General features: G+C 71.7%; 20 protein-coding genes. 9 read left to right on the top strand and 11 right to left on the bottom strand.

The window, feature by feature from the left end:
- Positions 1-88 precede the first annotated feature (88 nt).
- On the top strand, positions 89-871 hold the full coding sequence (gene xth, locus H537_RS0126490) for an exodeoxyribonuclease III (RefSeq protein WP_029000272.1): 783 nt from the start codon (positions 89-91) through the stop codon (positions 869-871).
- Between the two features lie 48 nt (positions 872-919).
- Here the strand turns inward: xth and H537_RS0126485 are convergent, their stop codons facing one another.
- Positions 920-1,276 (bottom strand): putative quinol monooxygenase, encoded by a 357-nt coding sequence (locus H537_RS0126485; RefSeq protein WP_029000271.1) that lies wholly within the window; start codon positions 1,274-1,276, stop codon positions 920-922.
- Positions 1,277-1,481: 205 nt separating this feature from the next.
- Between H537_RS0126485 and H537_RS0126480 the strand changes: the two genes are divergently transcribed.
- The gene (locus H537_RS0126480) at positions 1,482-2,879 is read left to right on the top strand and encodes a sensor histidine kinase (protein ID WP_051243287.1); all 1,398 of its coding nucleotides are present in this window, start codon (positions 1,482-1,484) and stop codon (positions 2,877-2,879) included.
- 27 nt (positions 2,880-2,906) lie between these two features.
- Complete coding sequence (locus H537_RS55930) at positions 2,907-4,358, top strand: sigma-54-dependent transcriptional regulator (protein WP_029000269.1); 1,452 nt, start codon at positions 2,907-2,909, stop codon at positions 4,356-4,358.
- Between the two features lie 12 nt (positions 4,359-4,370).
- On the opposite strand, the gene H537_RS0126470 is transcribed toward H537_RS55930, so the two are convergent.
- Positions 4,371-4,754, bottom strand: coding sequence for a hypothetical protein (locus H537_RS0126470; protein ID WP_029000268.1), 384 nt, complete (start codon positions 4,752-4,754; stop codon positions 4,371-4,373).
- Between the two features lie 283 nt (positions 4,755-5,037).
- Here H537_RS0126470 and H537_RS45645 point away from each other — a divergent pair, with 283 nt between their 5' ends.
- Positions 5,038-6,108, top strand: coding sequence for an AsmA family protein (locus H537_RS45645; RefSeq protein WP_051243286.1), 1,071 nt, complete (start codon positions 5,038-5,040; stop codon positions 6,106-6,108).
- A gap of 37 nt (positions 6,109-6,145) precedes the next feature.
- Here H537_RS45645 and rng read toward each other — a convergent pair whose 3' ends face one another.
- From rng to H537_RS0126425, 8 genes are all read right to left on the bottom strand, one after another.
- The gene (gene rng, locus H537_RS0126460; protein ID WP_029000267.1) at positions 6,146-7,630 is read right to left on the bottom strand and encodes a ribonuclease G; all 1,485 of its coding nucleotides are present in this window, start codon (positions 7,628-7,630) and stop codon (positions 6,146-6,148) included.
- 34 nt (positions 7,631-7,664) lie between these two features.
- The gene (locus tag H537_RS0126455) at positions 7,665-8,273 is read right to left on the bottom strand and encodes a Maf family protein (RefSeq protein ID WP_043460153.1); all 609 of its coding nucleotides are present in this window, start codon (positions 8,271-8,273) and stop codon (positions 7,665-7,667) included.
- 94 nt (positions 8,274-8,367) lie between these two features.
- Positions 8,368-8,838: a 23S rRNA (pseudouridine(1915)-N(3))-methyltransferase RlmH gene (rlmH, locus tag H537_RS0126450; RefSeq protein WP_029000265.1), complete on the bottom strand. Its 471-nt coding sequence runs from the start codon at positions 8,836-8,838 to the stop codon at positions 8,368-8,370.
- A gap of 11 nt (positions 8,839-8,849) precedes the next feature.
- Positions 8,850-9,686, bottom strand: coding sequence for a ribosome silencing factor (rsfS, locus tag H537_RS0126445; RefSeq protein WP_029000264.1), 837 nt, complete (start codon positions 9,684-9,686; stop codon positions 8,850-8,852).
- Complete coding sequence (gene nadD / locus H537_RS0126440) at positions 9,687-10,295, bottom strand: nicotinate-nucleotide adenylyltransferase (protein WP_043460152.1); 609 nt, start codon at positions 10,293-10,295, stop codon at positions 9,687-9,689.
- On the bottom strand, positions 10,292-11,230 hold the full coding sequence (gene hemF, locus H537_RS0126435) for an oxygen-dependent coproporphyrinogen oxidase (RefSeq protein WP_029000262.1): 939 nt from the start codon (positions 11,228-11,230) through the stop codon (positions 10,292-10,294). The genes nadD and hemF overlap by 4 nt, the downstream gene beginning before the upstream one ends.
- A gap of 4 nt (positions 11,231-11,234) precedes the next feature.
- Entirely contained in the window at positions 11,235-12,515 is a 1,281-nt protein-coding gene (gene purD / locus H537_RS0126430) for a phosphoribosylamine--glycine ligase (protein ID WP_029000261.1), read from the bottom strand.
- Positions 12,512-13,243, bottom strand: a complete 732-nt coding sequence (locus H537_RS0126425; RefSeq protein WP_029000260.1) for a YebC/PmpR family DNA-binding transcriptional regulator — start codon at positions 13,241-13,243, stop codon at positions 12,512-12,514. Before H537_RS0126425 ends, purD begins: the two co-directional genes overlap by 4 nt.
- 112 nt (positions 13,244-13,355) lie before the next feature.
- Here H537_RS0126425 and H537_RS0126420 point away from each other — a divergent pair, with 112 nt between their 5' ends.
- Complete coding sequence (locus tag H537_RS0126420) at positions 13,356-14,870, top strand: helicase HerA-like domain-containing protein (RefSeq protein WP_029000259.1); 1,515 nt, start codon at positions 13,356-13,358, stop codon at positions 14,868-14,870.
- Between the two features lie 75 nt (positions 14,871-14,945).
- Here H537_RS0126420 and H537_RS45640 read toward each other — a convergent pair whose 3' ends face one another.
- On the bottom strand, positions 14,946-15,374 hold the full coding sequence (locus H537_RS45640) for a hypothetical protein (protein ID WP_051243285.1): 429 nt from the start codon (positions 15,372-15,374) through the stop codon (positions 14,946-14,948).
- A 157-nt stretch (positions 15,375-15,531) separates the two neighbouring features.
- On the opposite strand from H537_RS45640, the gene H537_RS0126410 reads away from it, so the two are divergent.
- From H537_RS0126410 to H537_RS45635, 4 genes are all read left to right on the top strand, one after another.
- Positions 15,532-17,337 carry a glutamine--tRNA ligase/YqeY domain fusion protein gene (locus H537_RS0126410; RefSeq protein WP_029000258.1) on the top strand — a complete coding sequence of 602 codons (1,806 nt, stop codon included), beginning with the start codon at positions 15,532-15,534 and terminating at the stop codon, positions 17,335-17,337.
- 232 nt (positions 17,338-17,569) lie between these two features.
- A complete protein-coding gene (locus H537_RS0126405) occupies positions 17,570-17,824 on the top strand; it encodes a hypothetical protein (protein ID WP_029000257.1) in 255 nt (84 codons plus the stop codon).
- Positions 17,825-17,923: 99 nt separating this feature from the next.
- A complete protein-coding gene (locus tag H537_RS0126400; RefSeq protein WP_029000256.1) occupies positions 17,924-18,319 on the top strand; it encodes a YchJ family protein in 396 nt (131 codons plus the stop codon).
- A complete protein-coding gene (locus tag H537_RS45635) occupies positions 18,316-19,101 on the top strand; it encodes a pseudouridine synthase (RefSeq protein ID WP_238446805.1) in 786 nt (261 codons plus the stop codon). Before H537_RS0126400 ends, H537_RS45635 begins: the two co-directional genes overlap by 4 nt.
- Positions 19,102-19,200 lie beyond the last annotated feature (99 nt).

Genomic DNA, 19,200 nt, shown 5'->3' with positions numbered 1-19,200 from the left:
GCGTGGGGGCGTCTTGGGGTCTGCGGTAGGCGGCAAGGGCTGTTCCTGAGGTGGGGTAGGCTCGACCCAGTCATTTCCCTATCGCCCCATGAAACTTGCCACCTGGAACGTCAACTCCCTCTCCGTGCGCCTGCCGCAGCTGCTGGACTGGCTGGCCGCCAACCCGGTGGACGCCGTCGTGCTGCAGGAAACCAAGCTCACCGACGACAAGTTCCCGCACGAGGCGCTGGGCGCGGCCGGCTACCACGCGCAGTGGTTCGGGCAGCGCACCTACAACGGCGTGGCGCTGCTGTCGCGCCAGCCCGCCACCGACGTGCAGCGCAACATCCCCGGCTTCGCCGACGAGCAGGCGCGCGTGATCACCGCCACCCTGCCCTGCGCGGACGGGCAGCCGCTGCGCTTCGTGGGCGCCTACTTCCCCAACGGGCAGGCGCCGGGCAGCGAGAAGTTCGCCTACAAGATGGCCTGGCTGGAGGCGCTGCGCGAGTGGTTGAAGGGGCAACTGGCGGAATTCCCGCGCCTGGTGCTAGGCGGCGACTTCAACATCGCGCCCGAGGACCGCGACGTGCACGACCCGGTGCTGTGGGCCGGGCAGATCCACTGCACGCCCGAGGAGCGGGCGCACTTCCAGGCGCTGGCGGGGCTGGGGCTGGTCGATGCCTTCCGCCTCTTCGACCAGCCGCCGCGGCTGTGGAGCTGGTGGGACTACCGCAACCTCGCCTTCCGCAAGAACCAGGGGCTGCGCATCGACCACCTCCTGGTGAGCGAGCCCTTGCGTCCGCTGGTGCGCGGCTGCCTCATCGACAAGGCCCCGCGCAAGAACGAGCGGCCCAGCGACCACGCGCCGGTGGTGGTGGAGCTGGACTGCTGAGCCCGGCCGCCCGGCGCCACCGCGCGGCCCGCGGGCCGCGCCGCGGGTTCAGCGCCTGAACCCGCCCTCCAGCGTGAAGAACTGCGGCTTGAGGCCCGCCAGCGGCTCGCGCAGCTTTTCCACCTCGGCCGCCGGCGCGTGCACTTCCAGCCGCGTGACGTCCGAGATCTTCAGCGCCTCCTCCAGCACCGGGCCGACGTTGTCCAGGTGGTGCAGCAGCGCCTGCGCGTCCACGTAGCCCTCGCGGCAGTGCACGGCGTCGCCGTCGAAGCTGAAGGCGTAGTGCAGGCAGCCGGGCTCGGCGCGCGTCTTCTCCTCGAACTGCGCGCACAGGCGCTTGAAATCGTCCAGGCGGCCCTCGTGGACCTTGAAGTAGGGCACGAGGGTGCAGCAGGTGTCGGCCATGGCGAAACGTCTCCTGGGTGTTGAAGGTTGAACGGTGCGCAACGGCGGCACCGCCAGGGGCATTTTGGGTGCGCCGTGCCAGACCGTGGCTCGGGGACTCCCCCCTGGCAGGAGGCTCGCACCGGCGCCAGCCGGCACGGGGCAACCGGTACTTACAGTGGACGTGCCGCTTGCTGCGTACACCCACCGCATCCCCGCCGCTCCGATGACGACGCCCTCCTCGCCCGCCGCCCCCGGCTTCGACCTGCTGCGCTGGTTCTCCCTGGTGAGCTTCGCCGTGGTGGCCGCGGTGAGCGTGGCGCAGGCGCTGCTGCTGGCGCGCTATGTCGAGGACCAGCTGCTGCGCCATGACGCCGAGCTCAGCCGCCAGATGGTGCAGGCGCTGGTGGACACGCAGGCCGTGTCGCAGCACTTCACCGCGCGCGACGCGGACGCTTCGGCGAACGGCGCCGCCTTCGCCGAGTTCTTCGGCCACGTGGCAGCCATGCCGGAGGTGCTGCGCGCCAACGTCTACGCCACCGACGGCCGCGTGCTGTGGTCCAGCGACCCGGCGCTCACTGGCCGGCGCTTCGACCACAACGACGAGCTGGAAGAGGCGCTGCGCGGCGACACCGTCGTGCACCGCGGCGTGGTGCGCGGCGACGAGCCCCGGCCGCTCAAGGCCGAGCACATCCGGCTGGCCCGCACCCAGACGCACTTCGTCGAGAACTACCTGCCGGTGCGGGACGCCGGCGCCGGGGCACAGGCGGGCGTCATCGGCGTGGTGGAGCTCTACCGGCTGCCGGGCAGCCTCAACGCCACGCTGCGCCAGAGCACGCTGCTGGTGTGGGCCTGCGCGGCGCTCAGCGGGCTGCTGCTCTACGCCTCCACGCTGGGCCTGGTGCGCAAGGCGGCGCGGCTGCTGCAGGAGCAGCACGAACGCATGGTCGAGGGCGAGGCGCTGGCGCTGGTGGGCGAGATCGCGGCCTCGGTGGCGCACAGCATCCGCAACCCGCTGGCGTGCATCCGCTCCGGCGCGGAGCTGCAGGCCGAGCTGGGCAGCGCCGCGCCGGCGGAAATCGCGCACGAGACCGTGCAGCACGCCGACCGCATCGAGCACCTGGTGCGCACGCTGCTGAGCCACGCGCACGGCCCCGGCGAGTTGCCGGGCAGCGCCGACCTGGCGCAGGCGCTGCGCGGCGCGCAGGAGCGCTTCGAGCCCGTGTTCGCCGCGCAGCGCAAGACGCTGGCGCTGGAGCTGCCCGCTGAAGGGCTGCCTTGGGTGCGCGGCGAGGCGGTGCTGATCGCGCAGATGCTGAACTCGCTGCTGGCCAACGCGCTGGAAGCCACCACCGCGGGCGGCCACGTGCGCATGCACGCCCGGCACCAGGCCGATGGCGTGCTGCTGGAAGTCACGGACAGCGGCCGCGGCATCGAGCCGGAGCGGCTGTCCCAGGTGTTCCGCCCCTTCCACAGCGACAAGCCGCGGGGCCTGGGGCTGGGACTGGCGCTGGTGCGGCGCACGCTGCAGCGGCTGGGCGGCAGCATCGAGCTGGAGAGCCGGCCCGGGCGCACCACCGCCCGCGTGCGGCTGCCCGCGGCGCAGCCCGTGCCGGAGCGCTGAAGACCGAGGGCGAAGGGAGGAGGAGCGATGGGACGCGCGATCCTGATCATCGAGGACGAGGCCGCGCTGGCGCGCAACCTCGCCGTGTACCTGGAGCGGCTGGGCTACGAGCCGCGCGTGGCCGGCAGCGCGCTGCAGGGGCTGGCGGAGATCGAGAGCTTCCGCCCCGAGGTCGTGCTGATGGACCACCACCTGCCGGGCATGAGCGGGCTGCAGGCGCTGGAGAAGATCCGCGTAGCCGATCCCGACATCCGCGTCGTGCTCATGACCGGCCACGGCAGCACCGAGCTGGCGGTGGAGGCGATGAAGGCGGGCGCGGCGGACTTCATGGCCAAGCCGCTGGTGCTGGGCGAGCTCAAGCTGCTGCTGGAGCGCCTGACGCGCCAGCAGCGGCTGGAAAGCGCGGTGGACTATCACCACCGCCGCCAGGCCAGCGGCAGCGGGCTGGAGCAGCTGCTGGGCGACTCCGAGCCCATGCAGGCGCTGCGCCGCACGCTGCGCCTGCTGCTGGAGGCCGAGGCGCGGCTGGGCGACGGCGAGCCGCCCGCCGTGCTGGTGATCGGCGAGACCGGCACCGGCAAGGAGCTCGTGGCCCGCGCGCTGCACTTCGGCGGCTCGCGCCGCGACGGGCCCTTCGTGGAGCTCAACTGCGGCGCGCTGCCGGGGCCGCTGATCGAGGCCGAGCTGTTCGGCTACGAGCGCGGCGCCTTCACCGACGCGCGCCAGCGCAAGCCCGGGCTGCTGGAGACGGCCGAGGGCGGCAGCGTGTTCCTGGACGAGATCGGCGAGGCGGAGCCCTCCACGCAGGTGAAGCTGCTGAAGCTGCTGGAGGAGAAGCGCGTGCGCCGCCTGGGCGCCGTGCGCGAGACGGCGGTGAACGCGCGCGTGATCAGCGCCACCAACCGGCCGCTGGAGCAGATGGTGGGCGAGGGGCGCTTCCGCGCCGACCTGTACTTCCGGCTGCGCATCGTGGAGCTGCGCGTGCCGCCGCTGCGCGAGCGCGGCCCCGACGTGCTGCTGCTGGCGCGGCATTTCCTGGCGCTGCACGGGGCGCGCTACCGCAAGCCGGGGCTGCGGCTCACGGCCGCCGCCGAGGACGCGCTGCTGCGCCATGCCTGGCCGGGCAACGTGCGCGAGCTGCGCAACCTGATGGAGCAGGCGGTGCTGGTGGTGCAGGGCGAGACGGTCTCGCCGGCGGAGCTGCACCTGGGCCCGGCGCTGGGCCTGACGGCACAGGCGCCCGCGGTCCCGGCCCCGGCTTACGCGCCGGCCGGCACCGGGATGGCAGCCGAGGCCGGCACGGCCGACGACGGCGACGACGACGACCTGGACCTGGAGCGCATGGAGCGCCGGCTGATCGCGCGCGCCATGGACCGCACCGGCCAGAACGTCAGCGCTGCGGCGCGGCTGCTGGGCATCTCCCGCGACACCCTGCGCTACCGGCTGGAACGGCTGGGGCTGCGGGAGGCGCAGGGCTGACGGCGGTGTGCTTCAGCGCCGCACGCGGCAGATCGCCGTCACCACCGCCGTCACGCGCTGGCCGCTGCCGTTGACCAGCCAGCCGCGCACGCGGCCGTCCTGGATGAAGCCGGCCGGGATGGGCGTGGCGCCCTCGGCGATGTCGGCCTGGCGGCTGTCGAAGTCGAATTCCACTTCGTCACCGGCGGTGTGCTGGAAGGCGCTGCGCGCGGTGGCGCCGCCGGAGCTGATGACGGCGCGGTAGCTGCCATCGGGCAGGTTGTTGCCGTCGACGGAGGCTTTGGAGCGGCTGCTGCGCTTCTCGCAGTCCACGCGCAGGTCAGCGGCCTGGGCGGCGACGCTGGAGAAGGTGAACACGATGGCGGCGGCCGCCAGGCCGAGGGAACGCAGGCTCATCAAAGTCTCCTTGCTGGTGGGTGCAACGGGCGCCGGCTGGCGCCACGGTGTCTTCATGCGCAGGACCTGTGCCAGTGCGCCTCGCCCGGGAACGGCCTGAATCGGCCCGTCCGCCTGGGCCGCCTGCCCCAAGGCGCTGGGTGAAATCCCCCACCGGCCGGCCGTGCGGGGGATCTGGCGCACCTCTCAGGCGGCTGCCGGGAAGCCGCAGGGCACGCCGGTTGCACCACCGGGGCCCCTGCCGGCGTGCTCCCGGGGCCGGCGCCACGAAGGAGGCATACCGATGAACCTGCAGCAGCTCCAAGGCCTCAACCTGCCCGGCTTCGGCCCCATCGAGGTGTTGCAGGCGGAGGTGGTGGAGGTTTCGGGCCTGGCGCTGCGCGACGGCGCCTGGCGCATCGGGCGGCTGCAGCTGCGGGGCATCGAGCTGCGCACGCCGACGCTGGCGCTGCGCGCCGGCCAGGTGCTGCTGCGCGGGCTCAGCGTGCGGCTCGGTGCGGCCCGGCCGGACGGCGGCAGCCTGCCCCTGCAGGCCCTGGCCCTGGACGCGCTGGAGCTGCAGGACACGCAGGTGGAGCTGGCCCGCGCGCCCTCGCCCGCCGCGGCCGGCGAGCTGGCCCGGTGGCGGATGGACGCGCTGGCCGGGCTCGATGGCCGGCTGCAGATGCACGTCGACGACGCGGCCTGGATCATGGACGCGGAGCTGGGCGTCACCATCCAGGACGGGCGCATCGACTTCAACCGGCTCTCGGTCGAGCACATCGGGCCGGACTCGCCCATGGGCGTGAGCCACATGGGCATCTACGCCGACAGCCCCAAGGGGCGCGACTACCTCTACCAGTTCACCCTGCCGCACGTGCCGGGCGTGCGCTTCGAGCAGCGCGGCTCGCTCTTCGGTGCGCGCGTGACAGACCGCGGCTCGCTGGAGCTGAAACCCTTCGTGGAGAGCCTGCTGCACAACGCCGGCTGCGGCACGCCGCAGGGCCAGCCCGGGCGCAACGCCGCGCCGGCGCTGCAGCGCACGCGCCTGAGCGGCGAGCTGAACCTGGGCGACGGCGTGATGGGCACGTTGCAGCAGTACGTGGAGCTGTCGGGCCAGGCGCAGGGGCGCAATCGCGTGGGCGTCTCGGCCGCCTCCATGGGCCGGCAGGTCGTGCTGCGGCTGCCGGACCTGCAGGCGGCGCGCGCGCTGTTCTCGCTGCCGGGGCTGCCCGGCGGCAGCGGTGCCATCACGGGCACGGTGAGCGTGACGGCCAGTTCGCCCGGCAACGGGCCGGCGCTGCGGCTGGCGGTGGAGCGGCTGGCGGTACAGGCGCTGCGGCTGGGCGACGGTCTTCAAAACCGTTCGGGCTGAGCCCTTCGACAGGCTCAGGGCGAACGGGAAGAAGCGGCTACAGCAGCACGATGTCGTACTGCTCCGGGTTCATGGTCGGCTCGGCCGACAGCGAGATGGGCTTGCCGATGAACTCCGACAGCCCGGCCAGGTGCGGGCTCTCCTCGTCCAGCAGCATCTCCACCACCGTGGCGCTGGCCACGACGCGGAATTCCTTGGGGTTGAACTGCCGCGCCTCGCGCAGGATCTCGCGCAGCACGTCGTAGCACACGCTGCGCGCGGTCTTGACCTGGCCGCGCCCGCCGCAGGTGGGGCACGGCTCGCACAGCATGTGCGCCAGCGACTCGCGCGTGCGCTTGCGCGTCATCTCCACCAGTCCCAGCTGCGTGAAGCCGCTCACCGTGGTCTTGGTGCGGTCGCGGCTGAGCTGCTTGCGGAACTCGCCCAGCACGGCGCCCTGGTGCTCCTCGCGCGCCATGTCGATGAAGTCCACGATGATGATGCCGCCCAGGTTGCGCAGCCGCAGCTGCCGCGCGATGGCGCCCGCGGCCTCCAGGTTGGTCTTGAAGATCGTGTCGTCGAAGTTGCGCGCGCCCACGAAGCCGCCGGTGTTGACGTCGATGGTCGTCAGCGCCTCGGTCTGGTCGATGATCAGGTAACCACCACTCTTGAGGTCCACGCGCCGCGCCAGCGCGCGCTCGACCTCGCCGTCGATGTTGTAGAGGTCGAAGATCGGGCGCTCGCCCTTGTAGAGCTCCAGCTTGTTCACCGCACCGGGCGTGAACTCCTCGCCGAAGGCCTTCAGATGGTCGTACTGCAGCCGCGAGTCGATGCGGATGGTGGCCGTCTGCTCGTTGCTGAGGTCGCGCAGCACGCGCTCGGCGAGGTTGAGGTCCTGGTGCAGCAGCGTGCCCGGCGGCACGCTGAAGGCGCGCTCGCGGATGGCGCCCCAGGTCTTGCGGCCGTAGGCGATATCGTCGGCCAGCTCGGCGTCGGTCGCGTCCTCGGCGTTGGTGCGCAGGATGAAGCCGCCGCCCCCGCCGGTCTCGCGCGTGCCCACCAGCGCCTGCATGCGCTGGCGCAGCTGCTCGCGCAGCTCCCAGGAGCCGATCTTCTGCGAGATGCCGATGTGGTCGTCCTGTGGAAGGTGCACGAGCAACCGTCCGGCGATGCTGATCTGCGTGGACAGTCGCGCGCCCTTGGTGCCGATGGGGTCCTTGATGACCTGCACCATCAGGCTCTGCCCTTCGAACACCTGGCGCTCGATAGGCACCGGCGCGTGGTTGGCACCGTTGCCGTTGTTGGGCTCGAAGCGGCTGTGGCCCACTAGGTCGGCCACGTGCAGGAAGGCCGCGCGCTCCAGCCCGATGTCGATGAAGGCGCTCTGCATGCCGGGCAGCACGCGCGCGACCTTGCCGAGGTAGATGTTGCCCACCAGGCCGCGCTCCAGCGCGCGCTCGATGTGCAGTTCCTGGACGGCGCCGTTTTCGACGATGGCGACCCGCGTCTCCTGCGGCGCCCAATTGATGAGGATGTCTTGCATGCGCTGCGGCTGCCGTCTGCCGCGGCGCGCGGACTCAGAAACGCACGTGCGCTTGCCGCAGCAGCATGGCCGTCTCGTGGAGGGGCAAACCCATGATACCGGAGTAGCTCCCCTCGACATGGGCCACGAAGGCCGCGATGCGGCCCTGGATGCCGTACGCGCCGGCCTTGCCGAAGGGCTCGCCGCTGGCGACGTAGGCCTCGATGTCGCGCTCCTCCATGGGCGCGAAGCGCACGTGGGAGCTGCTCAGCGCCTGCAGCACCTGCCCGTCCGCGGCCAGCGCGATGGCGGTGAGCACGCGGTGCGTGTGGCCCGAGAGGGCGCGCAGCATGGCGCGGGCCTCGTCGGCGTCCGCGGGCTTGCCCAGGATGCGCCGGCCCAGTGCCACGGTGGTGTCGGCCGCCAGCACCGGCACGTCGGCGCGGCCCAGGCGCTCGCGCCGCGCGCACGCGGCATCGAGCTTGGCGCGGGTCACGCGCTGCACGTAGTCCTCGGGCGATTCGCCGGGCCGCTCCGCCTCCAGCGCCTCGGCGTCCTCGTGCGCCTCGGGCAGCAGCAGCTCGTGCGCCACGCCGATCTGCTCCAGCAACTGGCGCCGGCGCGGGCTCTGGGAGGCGAGGAGGATGAATTCGTGTTGGGTCATTTCGGACAGCCGTTCGGGCTGAGCTTGTCGAAGCCCCTGCCGCACGCTCGGGCGGCAGGGGCTTCGACAGGCCCAGGGCGAACGGAAAAAGGGACTACTCCCGGTGGTACGGATGGTTCACCGTCAACGACCAGGCCCGGTACAGCCCCTCGGCCAGCAGGATGCGCACGAAGGCGTGCGGCAGCGTCAGCTCCGACAGGCGCATGGTCTCGTCGGCCGTGGTCTTCAGAGCGGGATCGAGCCCGTCCGGGCCGCCGATCATGAAGGCCACGTCGCGCCCATCGCCCAGCCAGAAGCGCAGCCGGTCCGCCAGCGCAGCGGTGGTCAGCCGCGTGCCCCGCTCGTCCAGCACCACGCGGCGCGCCCCCTTGGGGACGGCCGCCTCGATGCGCTGGGCCTCGGCAGCCATCAGCGCCGCGGGCGGCTTGCCCGTGGTGCGCGGCTCGGCCTTGAGCGCCTTGAGCTCCAGCCGCAGCTCCGGCGGGAAGCGCTTGGCGAAGTCGTCATAGGCCGCCTCGGCCCACGCCGGCTGGCGCTGGCCGATGGCGGCAATCACCAGCCTCACGGCTCAGCCGCTCAGCCGCGGCTGCGGGTCGTGGCGCTCTTGGCCGCGGCCTTCTTCGCCGGCGCCTTCTTGGCCGCGGGGGCCTTCGCCGCCACGGTGCGGGCGGTGGCGGTCTTGGCGGGCGCCTTCTTCGCGGCCACCTTCTTGGCGGCAGCCTTCTTCGCCGGGGCGTTCACCACCACGCGCTGGTCCGGCACGGCCTTGCTCACCGCAGTCTTGGAACCGGTGGTGCGCGTGACGGCCTTCCTGGCGGGCGCGGCCTTCTTGGCCGGAGCCGCCGCCTTCTTCGCGGCAGCCTTCTTCGCCGGCGCGGCCTTGGCGGTCGTGGGGGCAGCCGCCTTCTTGGCCGGCGCCTTCTTGCCCACGGTCTTCTTCACCGGCGCCGCGGCCAGCGCCGCCTTGCCGGCGGCGGTGCGGGCGGTGCGCGAGGCGTGGGCCTTGCCTTCCACTTCCTCGTCGTCCTCGTCCGGTGCGGAGGCCTTGGGCAGGCCCTTGGCGCCGTTGCCGCCCAGCTTGAGCTTCACCGGCTTCTCACCCCAGATCTCTTCGAGGTTGTAGTAGTCGCGGATGGCGGGCTGCATGATGTGGGCCACGGCGGCACCGCAGTCCACGATGATCCATTCGCCGTTCTCCTCGCCCTCGGTGCGGTGCACCTCCAGGCCACGCGACTTGACGGCGTCACGCACGCTGGAAGCCAGCGCCTTCGTCTGGCGGTTGCTGGTGCCCGAGGCAATGATCACGCGCTCGAAGAGCGGTGAAAGATGCTCGGTGTTGAAGACCACGATGTTCACGGCCTTCACGTCCTCGAGGCCATCGACGATGGCGCGTTGCAGTTTGCGGATGTCCATTCAACTCCCGGAGTCCGCCCGGTACAGGGCGTTCAGGTCAATATAGGCCGCGACCGCGGGGCCCACCAGCAAGGAGAGATCCTCGCCTCGGGCCGCGCGGGCGCGGATGTCGGTCGACGCCACCGCCATGGGCGGCAGCGCCAAGATTTCAATGCGGTGCGGCACGGCCGCTACTTCGGCGGGCGCACGGGGCGCCTCGCCGGCACGGCCGGCCACGGCCAGCGTCACCAGCTTCAGCATCTCCTGCCAGTCGTGCCAGGTGTGCAGCCGCGCGTACTGGTCCTGTCCGATGACGAAAAACAGTTGTGCGCCCGGATGCTCGGCCGCGAGCTCGCGCACGGTGTCGATGCTGTAGCTCGGCCCGTTGCAGTGCAGCTCGCGCTCGTCGACGACGAGGCGCGGCTCGCCTTGTATGAGCAGCCGCAGCATCGCCACGCGGTGCGCGGCCTCGATGGGTTCGCGGCCCACCGCCAGCTTCTGCCAGGGCCGGCCCGCGGGCAGCAGCCGCAGCTCGTCCAGCCGCAACTCGTCGCGCGCCTGGCAAGCGAGCGCCAGGTGCGCCAGGTGCGGCGGGTCGAAACTCCCGCCCAGCAGGCCGATGCGCTTCACTCGTTGAGCCAGTCGCGCGGGCGCAGGAAGTCGCTGTAGAGCCGCGCCTCGGCGCTGCCCGGTTGCGGATGCCAGTCGTAGCGCCACTTCACCAGTGGCGGCATCGACATCAGGATGCTCTCGGTGCGGCCGCCCGATTGCAGCCCGAAGAGGGTGCCGCGGTCGAACACGAGGTTGAACTCGACGTAGCGACCGCGCCGGTAGGCCTGGAAGTCGCGCTCATGCTCGCCGTAGGGCAGCCCGCGGCGGCGCTCCACGATGGGCAGGTACGCGGGCAGGAAGGCCTCGCCCACCGCCTGCACCATCTCGAAGCTGCGCTGCGGGCCCAGCTCGCTGAAGTCGTCGAAGAAGACGCCCCCGATGCCGCGCGGCTCGTTGCGGTGCTTCAGGAAGAAGTACTCGTCGCACCACGCCTTGAAGCGCGGGTAGAGCTGGTCGCCGAAGGGCGCCAGCGCATCGTGGCAGGTGTGGTGGAAGTGGCGCGCGTCCTCCTCGAAGCCGTAATACGGCGTGAGGTCCATGCCGCCGCCGAACCACAGCACCGCCGGGCGGCCGTCCTGCGGTTGCGCGGCAAACATGCGCACGTTCATGTGCACCGTGGGCACCAGCGGGTTGCGCGGATGCAGCACCAGCGACACGCCCATGGCCTCGAAGGAGGCGCCGGCCAGCTCGGGCCGGTGCTGCGTGGCCGAGGGCGGCAGCGAGCGGCCCTTGACGTGCGAGAAATTGCAGCCGCCACGCTCCAGCAGGTTGCCCTCCTCCACCAGGCGCGAGAGGCCGTCGCCTTCGAGGCGCCCGCCGGGCTCGCGCGTCCAGCCGTCGCTGCGGAAGGGCGTGCCGTCCGCGGCTTCCAGGCCGGAGACGATGCGCTGCTGCAGGTCCAGCAGCCAGGCGCGCACGGCGCCCGTGTCCAGCCCGTTGGCGTTGCTGCTCATGGCCTCAGCGCTTGATGGCACGGTAGCCAATGTCGGTGCGGAACTGCGCGCCATCGAACTGCACGCCGGCCAGCGCGTCGTAGGCGCGCTGCTGCGCCTTCTTGGCCGAGTCGCCCAGCGCGGTCACGCACAGCACGCGCCCGCCGCTGGTGAGCAGCCCCTGGTCGGTGAGCGTGGTGCCGGCGTGGAACACCATCGCGTCCTCCGCCGGCGCGGGCAGGCCGTGGATGGCGTCGCCCTTGCGCGGGTTCATCGGGTAGCCCGCGGCGGCCATCACCACGCCCAGCGCGATGCGGCGGTCCCACTGCAGCTCCACCGTGTCCAGCGTGCCGTCGGTGGCGTGCAGCAGCACCTCCAGCAGGTCGCTCTTGAGACGCATCAGGATCGGCTGCGTCTCGGGGTCGCCCATGCGGGTGTTGAACTCCAGCGTCTTGACGTGGCCCTCGGGGCTGACCATCAGCCCGGCGTAGAGGAAGCCCGTGAAGGGCCGGCCCTCGCGCGCCATGCCGGCGATGGTGGGCAGGATCACCTCGTGCATCGCGCGCGCATGCACGTTGGGCGTGACCACCGGCGCGGGCGAGTACGCGCCCATGCCGCCGGTGTTCGGGCCCTGGTCGGCGTCGAGCAGCCGCTTGTGGTCCTGGCTGGTGGCCAGGGGCAGCACGTGGTGGCCGTCGCACAGCACGATGAAGCTGGCTTCCTCGCCCTGCAGGAACTCCTCGATCACCACGCGCGCGCCGCCGGCGTTGTGCTGCACGCCCAGCTCGTTGCCTTCGAGCATGAAGTCGATGGCCTGGTGCGCCTCCTCCGGCGTCATGGCCACCACCACGCCCTTGCCCGCGGCCAGGCCGTCGGCCTTGACCACGATGGGCGCGCCCATCTGGTCCACGTAGGCGTGCGCCGCGGTGGCGTCGGTGAAGCTCTCGTACGCCGCAGTCGGGATGCTGTGGCGCTTCATGAAGTCCTTGGCGAAGGCCTTGGAGCTCTCCAGCTGCGCGGCGGCCTTGGTCGGGCCGAAGATGCGCAGCCCGCGCTGGCGGAACACGTCCACCACGCCCGCGGCCAGCGGCGCCTCGGGGCCGACCACCGTCAGCGCGACCTTCTCGGCCTGGGCGAAGTCGGCCAGCTCGTTGACGTCGGTGATGGCCACGTTGCGCAGGCGCTGGTCCAGCGCCGTGCCGCCGTTGCCCGGCGCCACGAAGACCTGCACCACGCGCGGGGACTGCGCCAGCTTCCAGGCCAGCGCGTGCTCGCGCCCGCCGTTGCCGATGACGAGGACCTTCATGCCTGTTCCTCGATCTCGGCGTTGTGGAAGACGGCCTGGGTGTCGTCCAGGTCCTCCAGCACGTCCAGCAGCTTCTGCATGCGCTGCGCGTCCTCGCCGGTGAGCTCGATGGTGTTCTCGGCGCGCATGGTCACTTCAGCAACCTCGGGCACGAGGCCGGCGGCGGCCAGCGCCTCCTTGACGGTCTCGAAATCGCCCGGGGCGGTCAGCACCTCGATGGAGCCGTCCTCGCCCGTGATCACGTCCTCGGCGCCGGCTTCCAGCGCCGCCTCCATGAGCTTGTCCTCGCTGGTGCCGGGTGCGAACAGCATCTGGCCCACGTGCTTGAACTGGAAGGCCACCGAGCCTTCGGTGCCCAGGTTGCCGCCGTACTTGCTGAAGGCGTGGCGCACCTCGGCCACGGTGCGCACGCGGTTGTCGGTCATGCAGTCCACGATGACCGCGGCGCCGCCGATGCCGTAGCCCTCGTAGCGGATTTCCTCGTAGGTCACGCCTTCGAGGTTGCCGGTGGCCTTGTCGACGTTGCGCTTGATGGTGTCGGCCGGCATGTTGGCGGCCTTGGCCTTGTCGATGGCCAGACGCAGGCGCGGGTTGGCCGACACATCGCCACCGCCCTGACGCGCGGCGACCATGATTTCGCGGATCACGCGCGTCCAGATCTTGCCGCGCTTCTCATCCTGGCGACCCTTGCGGTGCTGGATGTTGGCCCATTTGGAATGTCCGGCCATGTTTGGCTGCTCCTCGCCGGCGTGTGGGGCAGCCGGCTTTCTTGCTTGGTTAGACTGAACGGGATTTTACCGGTCGCCCCCGTCACGCCCTTTTTCAAGGAGCCCGCACGCCATGGCTGATCCGATACTGATCGCACGGCATGGCCGAGAAGATGCCTGCCTGCTGCCCGCGCTGGCCAACCGCCACGGCCTCGTCACCGGTGCCACCGGCACCGGCAAGACCGTCACGCTGCAGCGCCTGGCCGAGGGCTTCAGCGCCATCGGCACGCCGGTGTTCATGGCCGACGTCAAGGGCGACCTCACCGGCATCAGCCAGCCCGGCGAGCTTCCGCCCAAGCTCGCCGCCACGCTGGCGCAGCGCGGGCTCGAAGCGCCCTCGCCCATGGCCTGCCCGGTGACGCTGTGGGACGTGTTCGGCGCGCAGGGCCACCCGGTACGCGCCACCGTCAGCGACATGGGGCCGATGCTGCTGGCGCGCATGCTCGACCTCAACGAAACGCAGACTGGCGTGCTGAACCTGGTGTTCCGCATCGCCGACGACGCCGGGCTGCTGCTGCTGGACCTCAAGGACCTGCGCGCCATGCTGCAGCACGTGGGCGAGAACGCCCGCGACTACACCACCAGCTACGGCAACATCAGCGCTGCCAGCGTCGGCGCGGTGCAGCGCGGGCTGCTGCAGATCGAGCAGCAAGGCGGCGACAAGTTCTTCGGCGAGCCCATGCTCGACATCGCCGACTTCATGCAGACCGTGGACGGCCGCGGCGTGGTCAACATCCTGGCGGCCGACAAGCTGCTGCAGTCGCCGCGCCTCTACGCCACCTTCCTGCTGTGGATGCTCTCGGAGCTGTTCGAGTTGCTGCCCGAGGTGGGCGACGTGGACAAGCCCAAGCTGGTCTTCTTCTTCGACGAGGCGCACCTGCTGTTCAAGGACGCGCCGGCCGTGCTGGTGGAGCGCATCGAACTGGTGGTGCGGCTGGTGCGCAGCAAGGGCGTGGGCGTTTACTTCGTGACCCAGAACCCGGCCGACCTGCCCGACAGCGTGCTGGCGCAACTGGGCAACCGCGTGCAGCACGCGCTGCGCGCCTTCACGCCGCGCGACCAGAAGGCCGTGCGCGCGGCGGCGCAGACCATGCGGGCCAACCCGGCGCTGGACCTGGAGCAGGCCATCACGGAGCTGGCCGTGGGCGAGGCGCTGGTGAGCCTGCTCGACGAGCAGGGCCGTCCCGGCATCACGCAGCGCGTGTTCGTGCAGCCGCCGGGCAGCCGGCTCGGCCCCATCACGCCGGAGCAGCGGCGCGCGCTGATCGAGGGCTCGCTGGTGGCCGGCGTGTACGAGCGGGCGGTGGACCGCGAGTCGGCCTACGAGCAGTTGCGTGCGCGCGTCCCGGCCGCGCAGGGCGCGGGCGGACCGGCCACGGCGCCCGGCGCCGCGGACGCCAGCGGTGGATTGCTCGACGGCCTCAAGGACATGCTCTTCGGCAGCACCGGCCCGCGCGGCGGCCGGCGCGAGGGGCTGGCCGAGGCCGCAGCGCGCAGCGCCGTGCGCAGCGTGGGCTCGGCGGTGGGACGCGAGATCGTGCGCGGCGTGCTGGGCTCGCTGCTGGGCGGCACGCGCCGGCGGCGCTGAGGCCGTGGCTTCAGCGCGGATCCCAAGTGCGGCTCCCGTGCCGCACGGCCGGATGAGCAGCCGCGGCGAAGGCGCTCAGCGGCGCCAGTAGCCGCCGTGCTGGTGGCCGCGCCAGCCCACCGGGGCCACCGGCACGTAGGCCACGGGCGGCGGGGGCAGGAAGCGCGGCGCCGAGGGCACGTAGTACACCGGCGGCGGGGCCGTGTAGACCGGCGGGGGCGCGACGTAGATGGGCGGCGGCGCCACGTAGGCCGGCGGTCGCGGCACGTACAGCGGCGGGGGCGCGACATAGACCGGCGGCGGCGGCGTGTAAACCACCCCGGGCGGCGAGACGTAAACCGGCGCCGGGCCGGAAACGGCGTTGCCCACCGAGACGGTGGCCCCGTACGGGGCGCTGCCGATGCCGATGGACCACTGCACGCCGCCCCCGGCGCGCGCCGGCAGTGCCAGCAGGCAGCCCAAGGACATCAGGGCGGCGGAAAGCACGACGGTGGAGCGCTTCATGCGGCGTCCTTCACTTCGAAGAGAGGACATGCTCAACGCGCGGCAGGCCGCCTTGGTGCACGACCCAATTGTGTCGGCGTGCAAACACACCCCCCTCTATAGAATCCCCGCGACGCTGCATTGCGCCGGCGCCGCCGGCCCACTCCTTCAAATCTCCATGTCCGCACCCGAAGTCACCAAGCCGAGCAATTTCCTGCGCGCCATCATCGAACGCGACCTGAGCGCCGGCACCTACGCCCCACGCCACTGGGCCGGCAGCCCCGGCGATGCCACGCACCAGGGCAGCGGCGCGCTGGACCCGGCGCGCATCCGCACCCGCTTCCCGCCCGAGCCCAACGGCTACCTGCATGTCGGCCACGCCAAGAGCATCTGCCTGAACTTCGGCCTGGCGCGCGACTACGGCGGCGTCTGCCACATGCGCTTCGACGACACCAACCCGGAGAAGGAGGAGCAGGAGTACGTCGACTCCATCCTCGACGCCGTGCAGTGGCTGGGCTTCGGTTGGGAGGCCAACGGCACCCGCCACCTGTATTACGCAAGCAACTATTTCGACTTCATGTACCGCGCGGCCGAGGCGCTGATCGAGGCCGGCCATGCCTACGTCGACGAGCAGACGCCCGAGGAGATGCGCGCCAACCGCGGCGACTTCGGCACGCCCGGCACCAACAGCCCGTTCCGCGACCGCAGCGCTGAGGAGAACCTGCAGCGCTTTCGCGAGATGCGCGACGGCAAGCACCCCGACGGCGCGATGGTGCTGCGCGCCAAGATCGACATGGCCTCGCCCAACATCAACCTGCGCGACCCGGCCATCTACCGCATCAAGCACGCCACGCACCACAACACCGGCGACCGCTGGTGCATCTACCCGATGTACACCTACGCGCACCCCATCGAGGACGCGCTGGAGAACATCACCCACAGCATCTGCACGCTGGAGTTCGAGGACCAGCGCCCGTTCTACGACTGGGTGCTGGAGCGCCTGGCCGACCTGGGCCTGCTCGCGCGCCCGCTGCCGCGCCAGTACGAGTTCGGGCGGCTGAACCTGACCTACGTCATCACCAGCAAGCGCAAGCTCAAGGCGCTGGTGGACGAGCGGATCGTCCAGGGCTGGGACGATCCGCGCATGCCCACCATCGTCGGCCTGCGCCGGCGCGGCTACACGGCCGAGGCGCTGCAGTTGTTCGCCGAGCGTATCGGCGTGGCCAAGGACTACAGCTGGATCGACTACGCCACGCTGGAGCAGTCGCTGCGCGACGACCTCGACCCCAAGGCCCCGCGCGGCCTGGCGGTGCTGGACCCGCTGAAGCTGGTGCTGGAGAACTGGGACGAGGCGCTGGGCGCAGGCCACATCGAGCCCTGCAGCGCGCCGGTGCACCCGGCGCAGGCCGAGCGCGGGCGGCGCGAGTTCGGCCTGGGCCGCGAGGTCTGGATCGAGCGCGACGACTTCATGGTCGAGCCGCCCAAGGGCTACCACCGCCTCTACCCGCCCAAGGCTGACACCGCCGGCGGCCGCGTGCGCCTGAAGTACGGCTACGTCATCGAGTGCACGGGCTTCGAGCAGGACGCCGACGGGCGCGTGACGCTGGTGCGCGCGAAGCTGCTGCCCGACACCAAGAGCGGCACGCCCGGCGCGGACAGCGTCAAGGTCAAGGGCGTGATCGGCTGGGTCGGCGCGCAGCCGGCCGAACAGGGCGGCGGCGTGGCGGCGGAGGTGCGGCTGTACGACCGCCTCTTCACCGAGGCGCAGCCCGACGCTGGCGGGCGCGACTTCAAGGCCAGCCTCAACCCCGACAGCCTGCGCGTGGTGCAGGCGATGGTGGAGCCCTCGCTGGCCGCGGCGGCCGCGGACCAGCGCTTCCAGTTCGAGCGCCACGGCTACTTCGTCACCGACCGCGTGGACCACGCGCCGGGGCGCCCGGTGTTCAACCGCATCACCGGCCTCAAGGACAGCCGCGGTCGCTGAGCCGGGACCAGCCGGCGTGCCCGTGTGCCCAGGCGCGCCGGCACGCCTGGTGAAGGGCCGGAGCCGTGCGAAAACGCGGCCCGCCGCGCTGATATCGCCGCTTCCACGGGCGCTGGCCGGGCGCCCGCTTTCCAGCGTGGGCTTGCGGGCACTGGGGCTGCTCTTGCTCAGCGGCGACAATGGACACTGGCGGCCTTCAGGCTGCCCCCCATGACACACCGCAGGAGACCGCATGGCCAAACCCAACTACGCCTTCGAGAAGCGCCAGCGCGATCTGGCCAAGAAGAAGAAGAAGGAAGAAAAAATGGAAGAGCGCAAGCAGCGCAAGGCTGCCGGCGGCACGGCTGGCGACACTGACCAACCCGAAGGCGCCGGTCTCGCGCCCGAGGGCGATGTGACCGATCCGGGCGACGGCAGCGCCGGCGTGGCCGAGATCCAGCGCGATGACCCGACCGGTCCTGTTTCCAGCGGCGACGCCGCCCGCTGAGCACATCCCGTTTTCACGCTGCGCCGCGCGCCGCTTCGGGGCTTCCCGCCCCGGGGTGACCGCGGCGCTCGTGCTTTCCGACCCGAGTTTTTCGTTTCCATGACGACGTCCCCCTCGACGCCCTGCCCCTGCGGCAGCGGTGCGGCCTACGGCGCGTGCTGCGCGCGCTGGCACGACGGCCCGCAGCGGCTGCAGGCGCCGGACGCGCAGGCGCTCATGCGCTCGCGCTACAGCGCCTTCGTGCTGGATCTGCGCGACTACCTGCTCGACACCTGGCATCCCGGCACCCGTCCCGCCGTGCTGGAGCCCAACGAGCCGGGCCTGCGCTGGCTGGGCCTGCAGGTCAAGCGCCACGAGGTACAGGACGCCGACCATGCCCGCGTCGAGTTCGTGGCCCGCAGCAAGCTGGGCGGGCGCGCGCACCGGCTGCACGAGATCAGCCGCTTCGTGCGCGAGGACGGGCGCTGGTTCTACGTGGACGGCGACCTGCTTTGAGCAGCGACTTGCCACCGGCGCCCGGCGACGACGCGCCGCCCACGCTGCCGCTGCTCTACTGCGACGCGCAGCTGGTGGTGGTCGTGAAGCCGCCCGGGCTGCTGGTGCACCGCACCGCGCTGGACGCGCACGAGCAGCGCGCCGCGCTGCAACTGGTGCGCGATCAGATCGGCGCCCCGGTCTGGCCGGTGCACCGGCTGGACAAGGGCACCTCGGGCGTCCTCGCCTTCGCGCTCGACCCCGACACCGCGCGCCACCTGGGCGCGCAGTTCGAGTCTGGCGTGCCGCGCAAGGCTTACCTCGCGCTGGTGCGCGGCTGGCCAGCGGCCGAGGGCGTGGTCGACCACCCGCTGGCGCGCGACCCCGAGCGCCCCTCGGCCGGCCAGCCGCTGCTGGCGGCGCGCACGCGCTACGAGCGGCTGGCGCGCGTGGAGTGGCCCTTCGCCACCGATGCGCGGCATCCGGCCAGCCGCTACGCGCTGCTGCAGGTGTTCCCTGAAAGCGGACGGCGGCACCAGATCCGCCGCCACATGAAGCACGTCGCGCATCCGCTCATCGGCGACGCGACGCACGGCAAGGGCGCGCACAACCGCGCCGTGGCTGCCTGGCTGCAGGTGCAGCGGCTGTGGCTGCATGCGCTGTCGCTGGAACTCGTCCATCCCGCCACCGGCACGCCACTGCGCTTCGAGGCCCTGCCCGACGTCGACTGGCGCGCGTTGCTGGCGCAAGGGTCTTGGCAATGGGACGCGCCGCGGCCCGCCTGGGCGGGTGCGGCAGGCTGAATCTGCGCAGCCGGCTGGGCCTCCCAACGGCACCGGTGTCACTTTCATCAAAAAAAATCTGCGAAAGTCTTGCACACATCGCCAAAGTGCCCCTATACT

Source organism: Azohydromonas australica DSM 1124 (assembly GCF_000430725.1).
In the GTDB taxonomy this organism is placed as follows: Bacteria; Pseudomonadota; Gammaproteobacteria; order Burkholderiales; family Burkholderiaceae_C; genus Azohydromonas; species Azohydromonas australica.
Note: the sequence above shows the minus strand (reverse complement) of the source record. Positions and strands in the feature narration are given on the sequence as shown.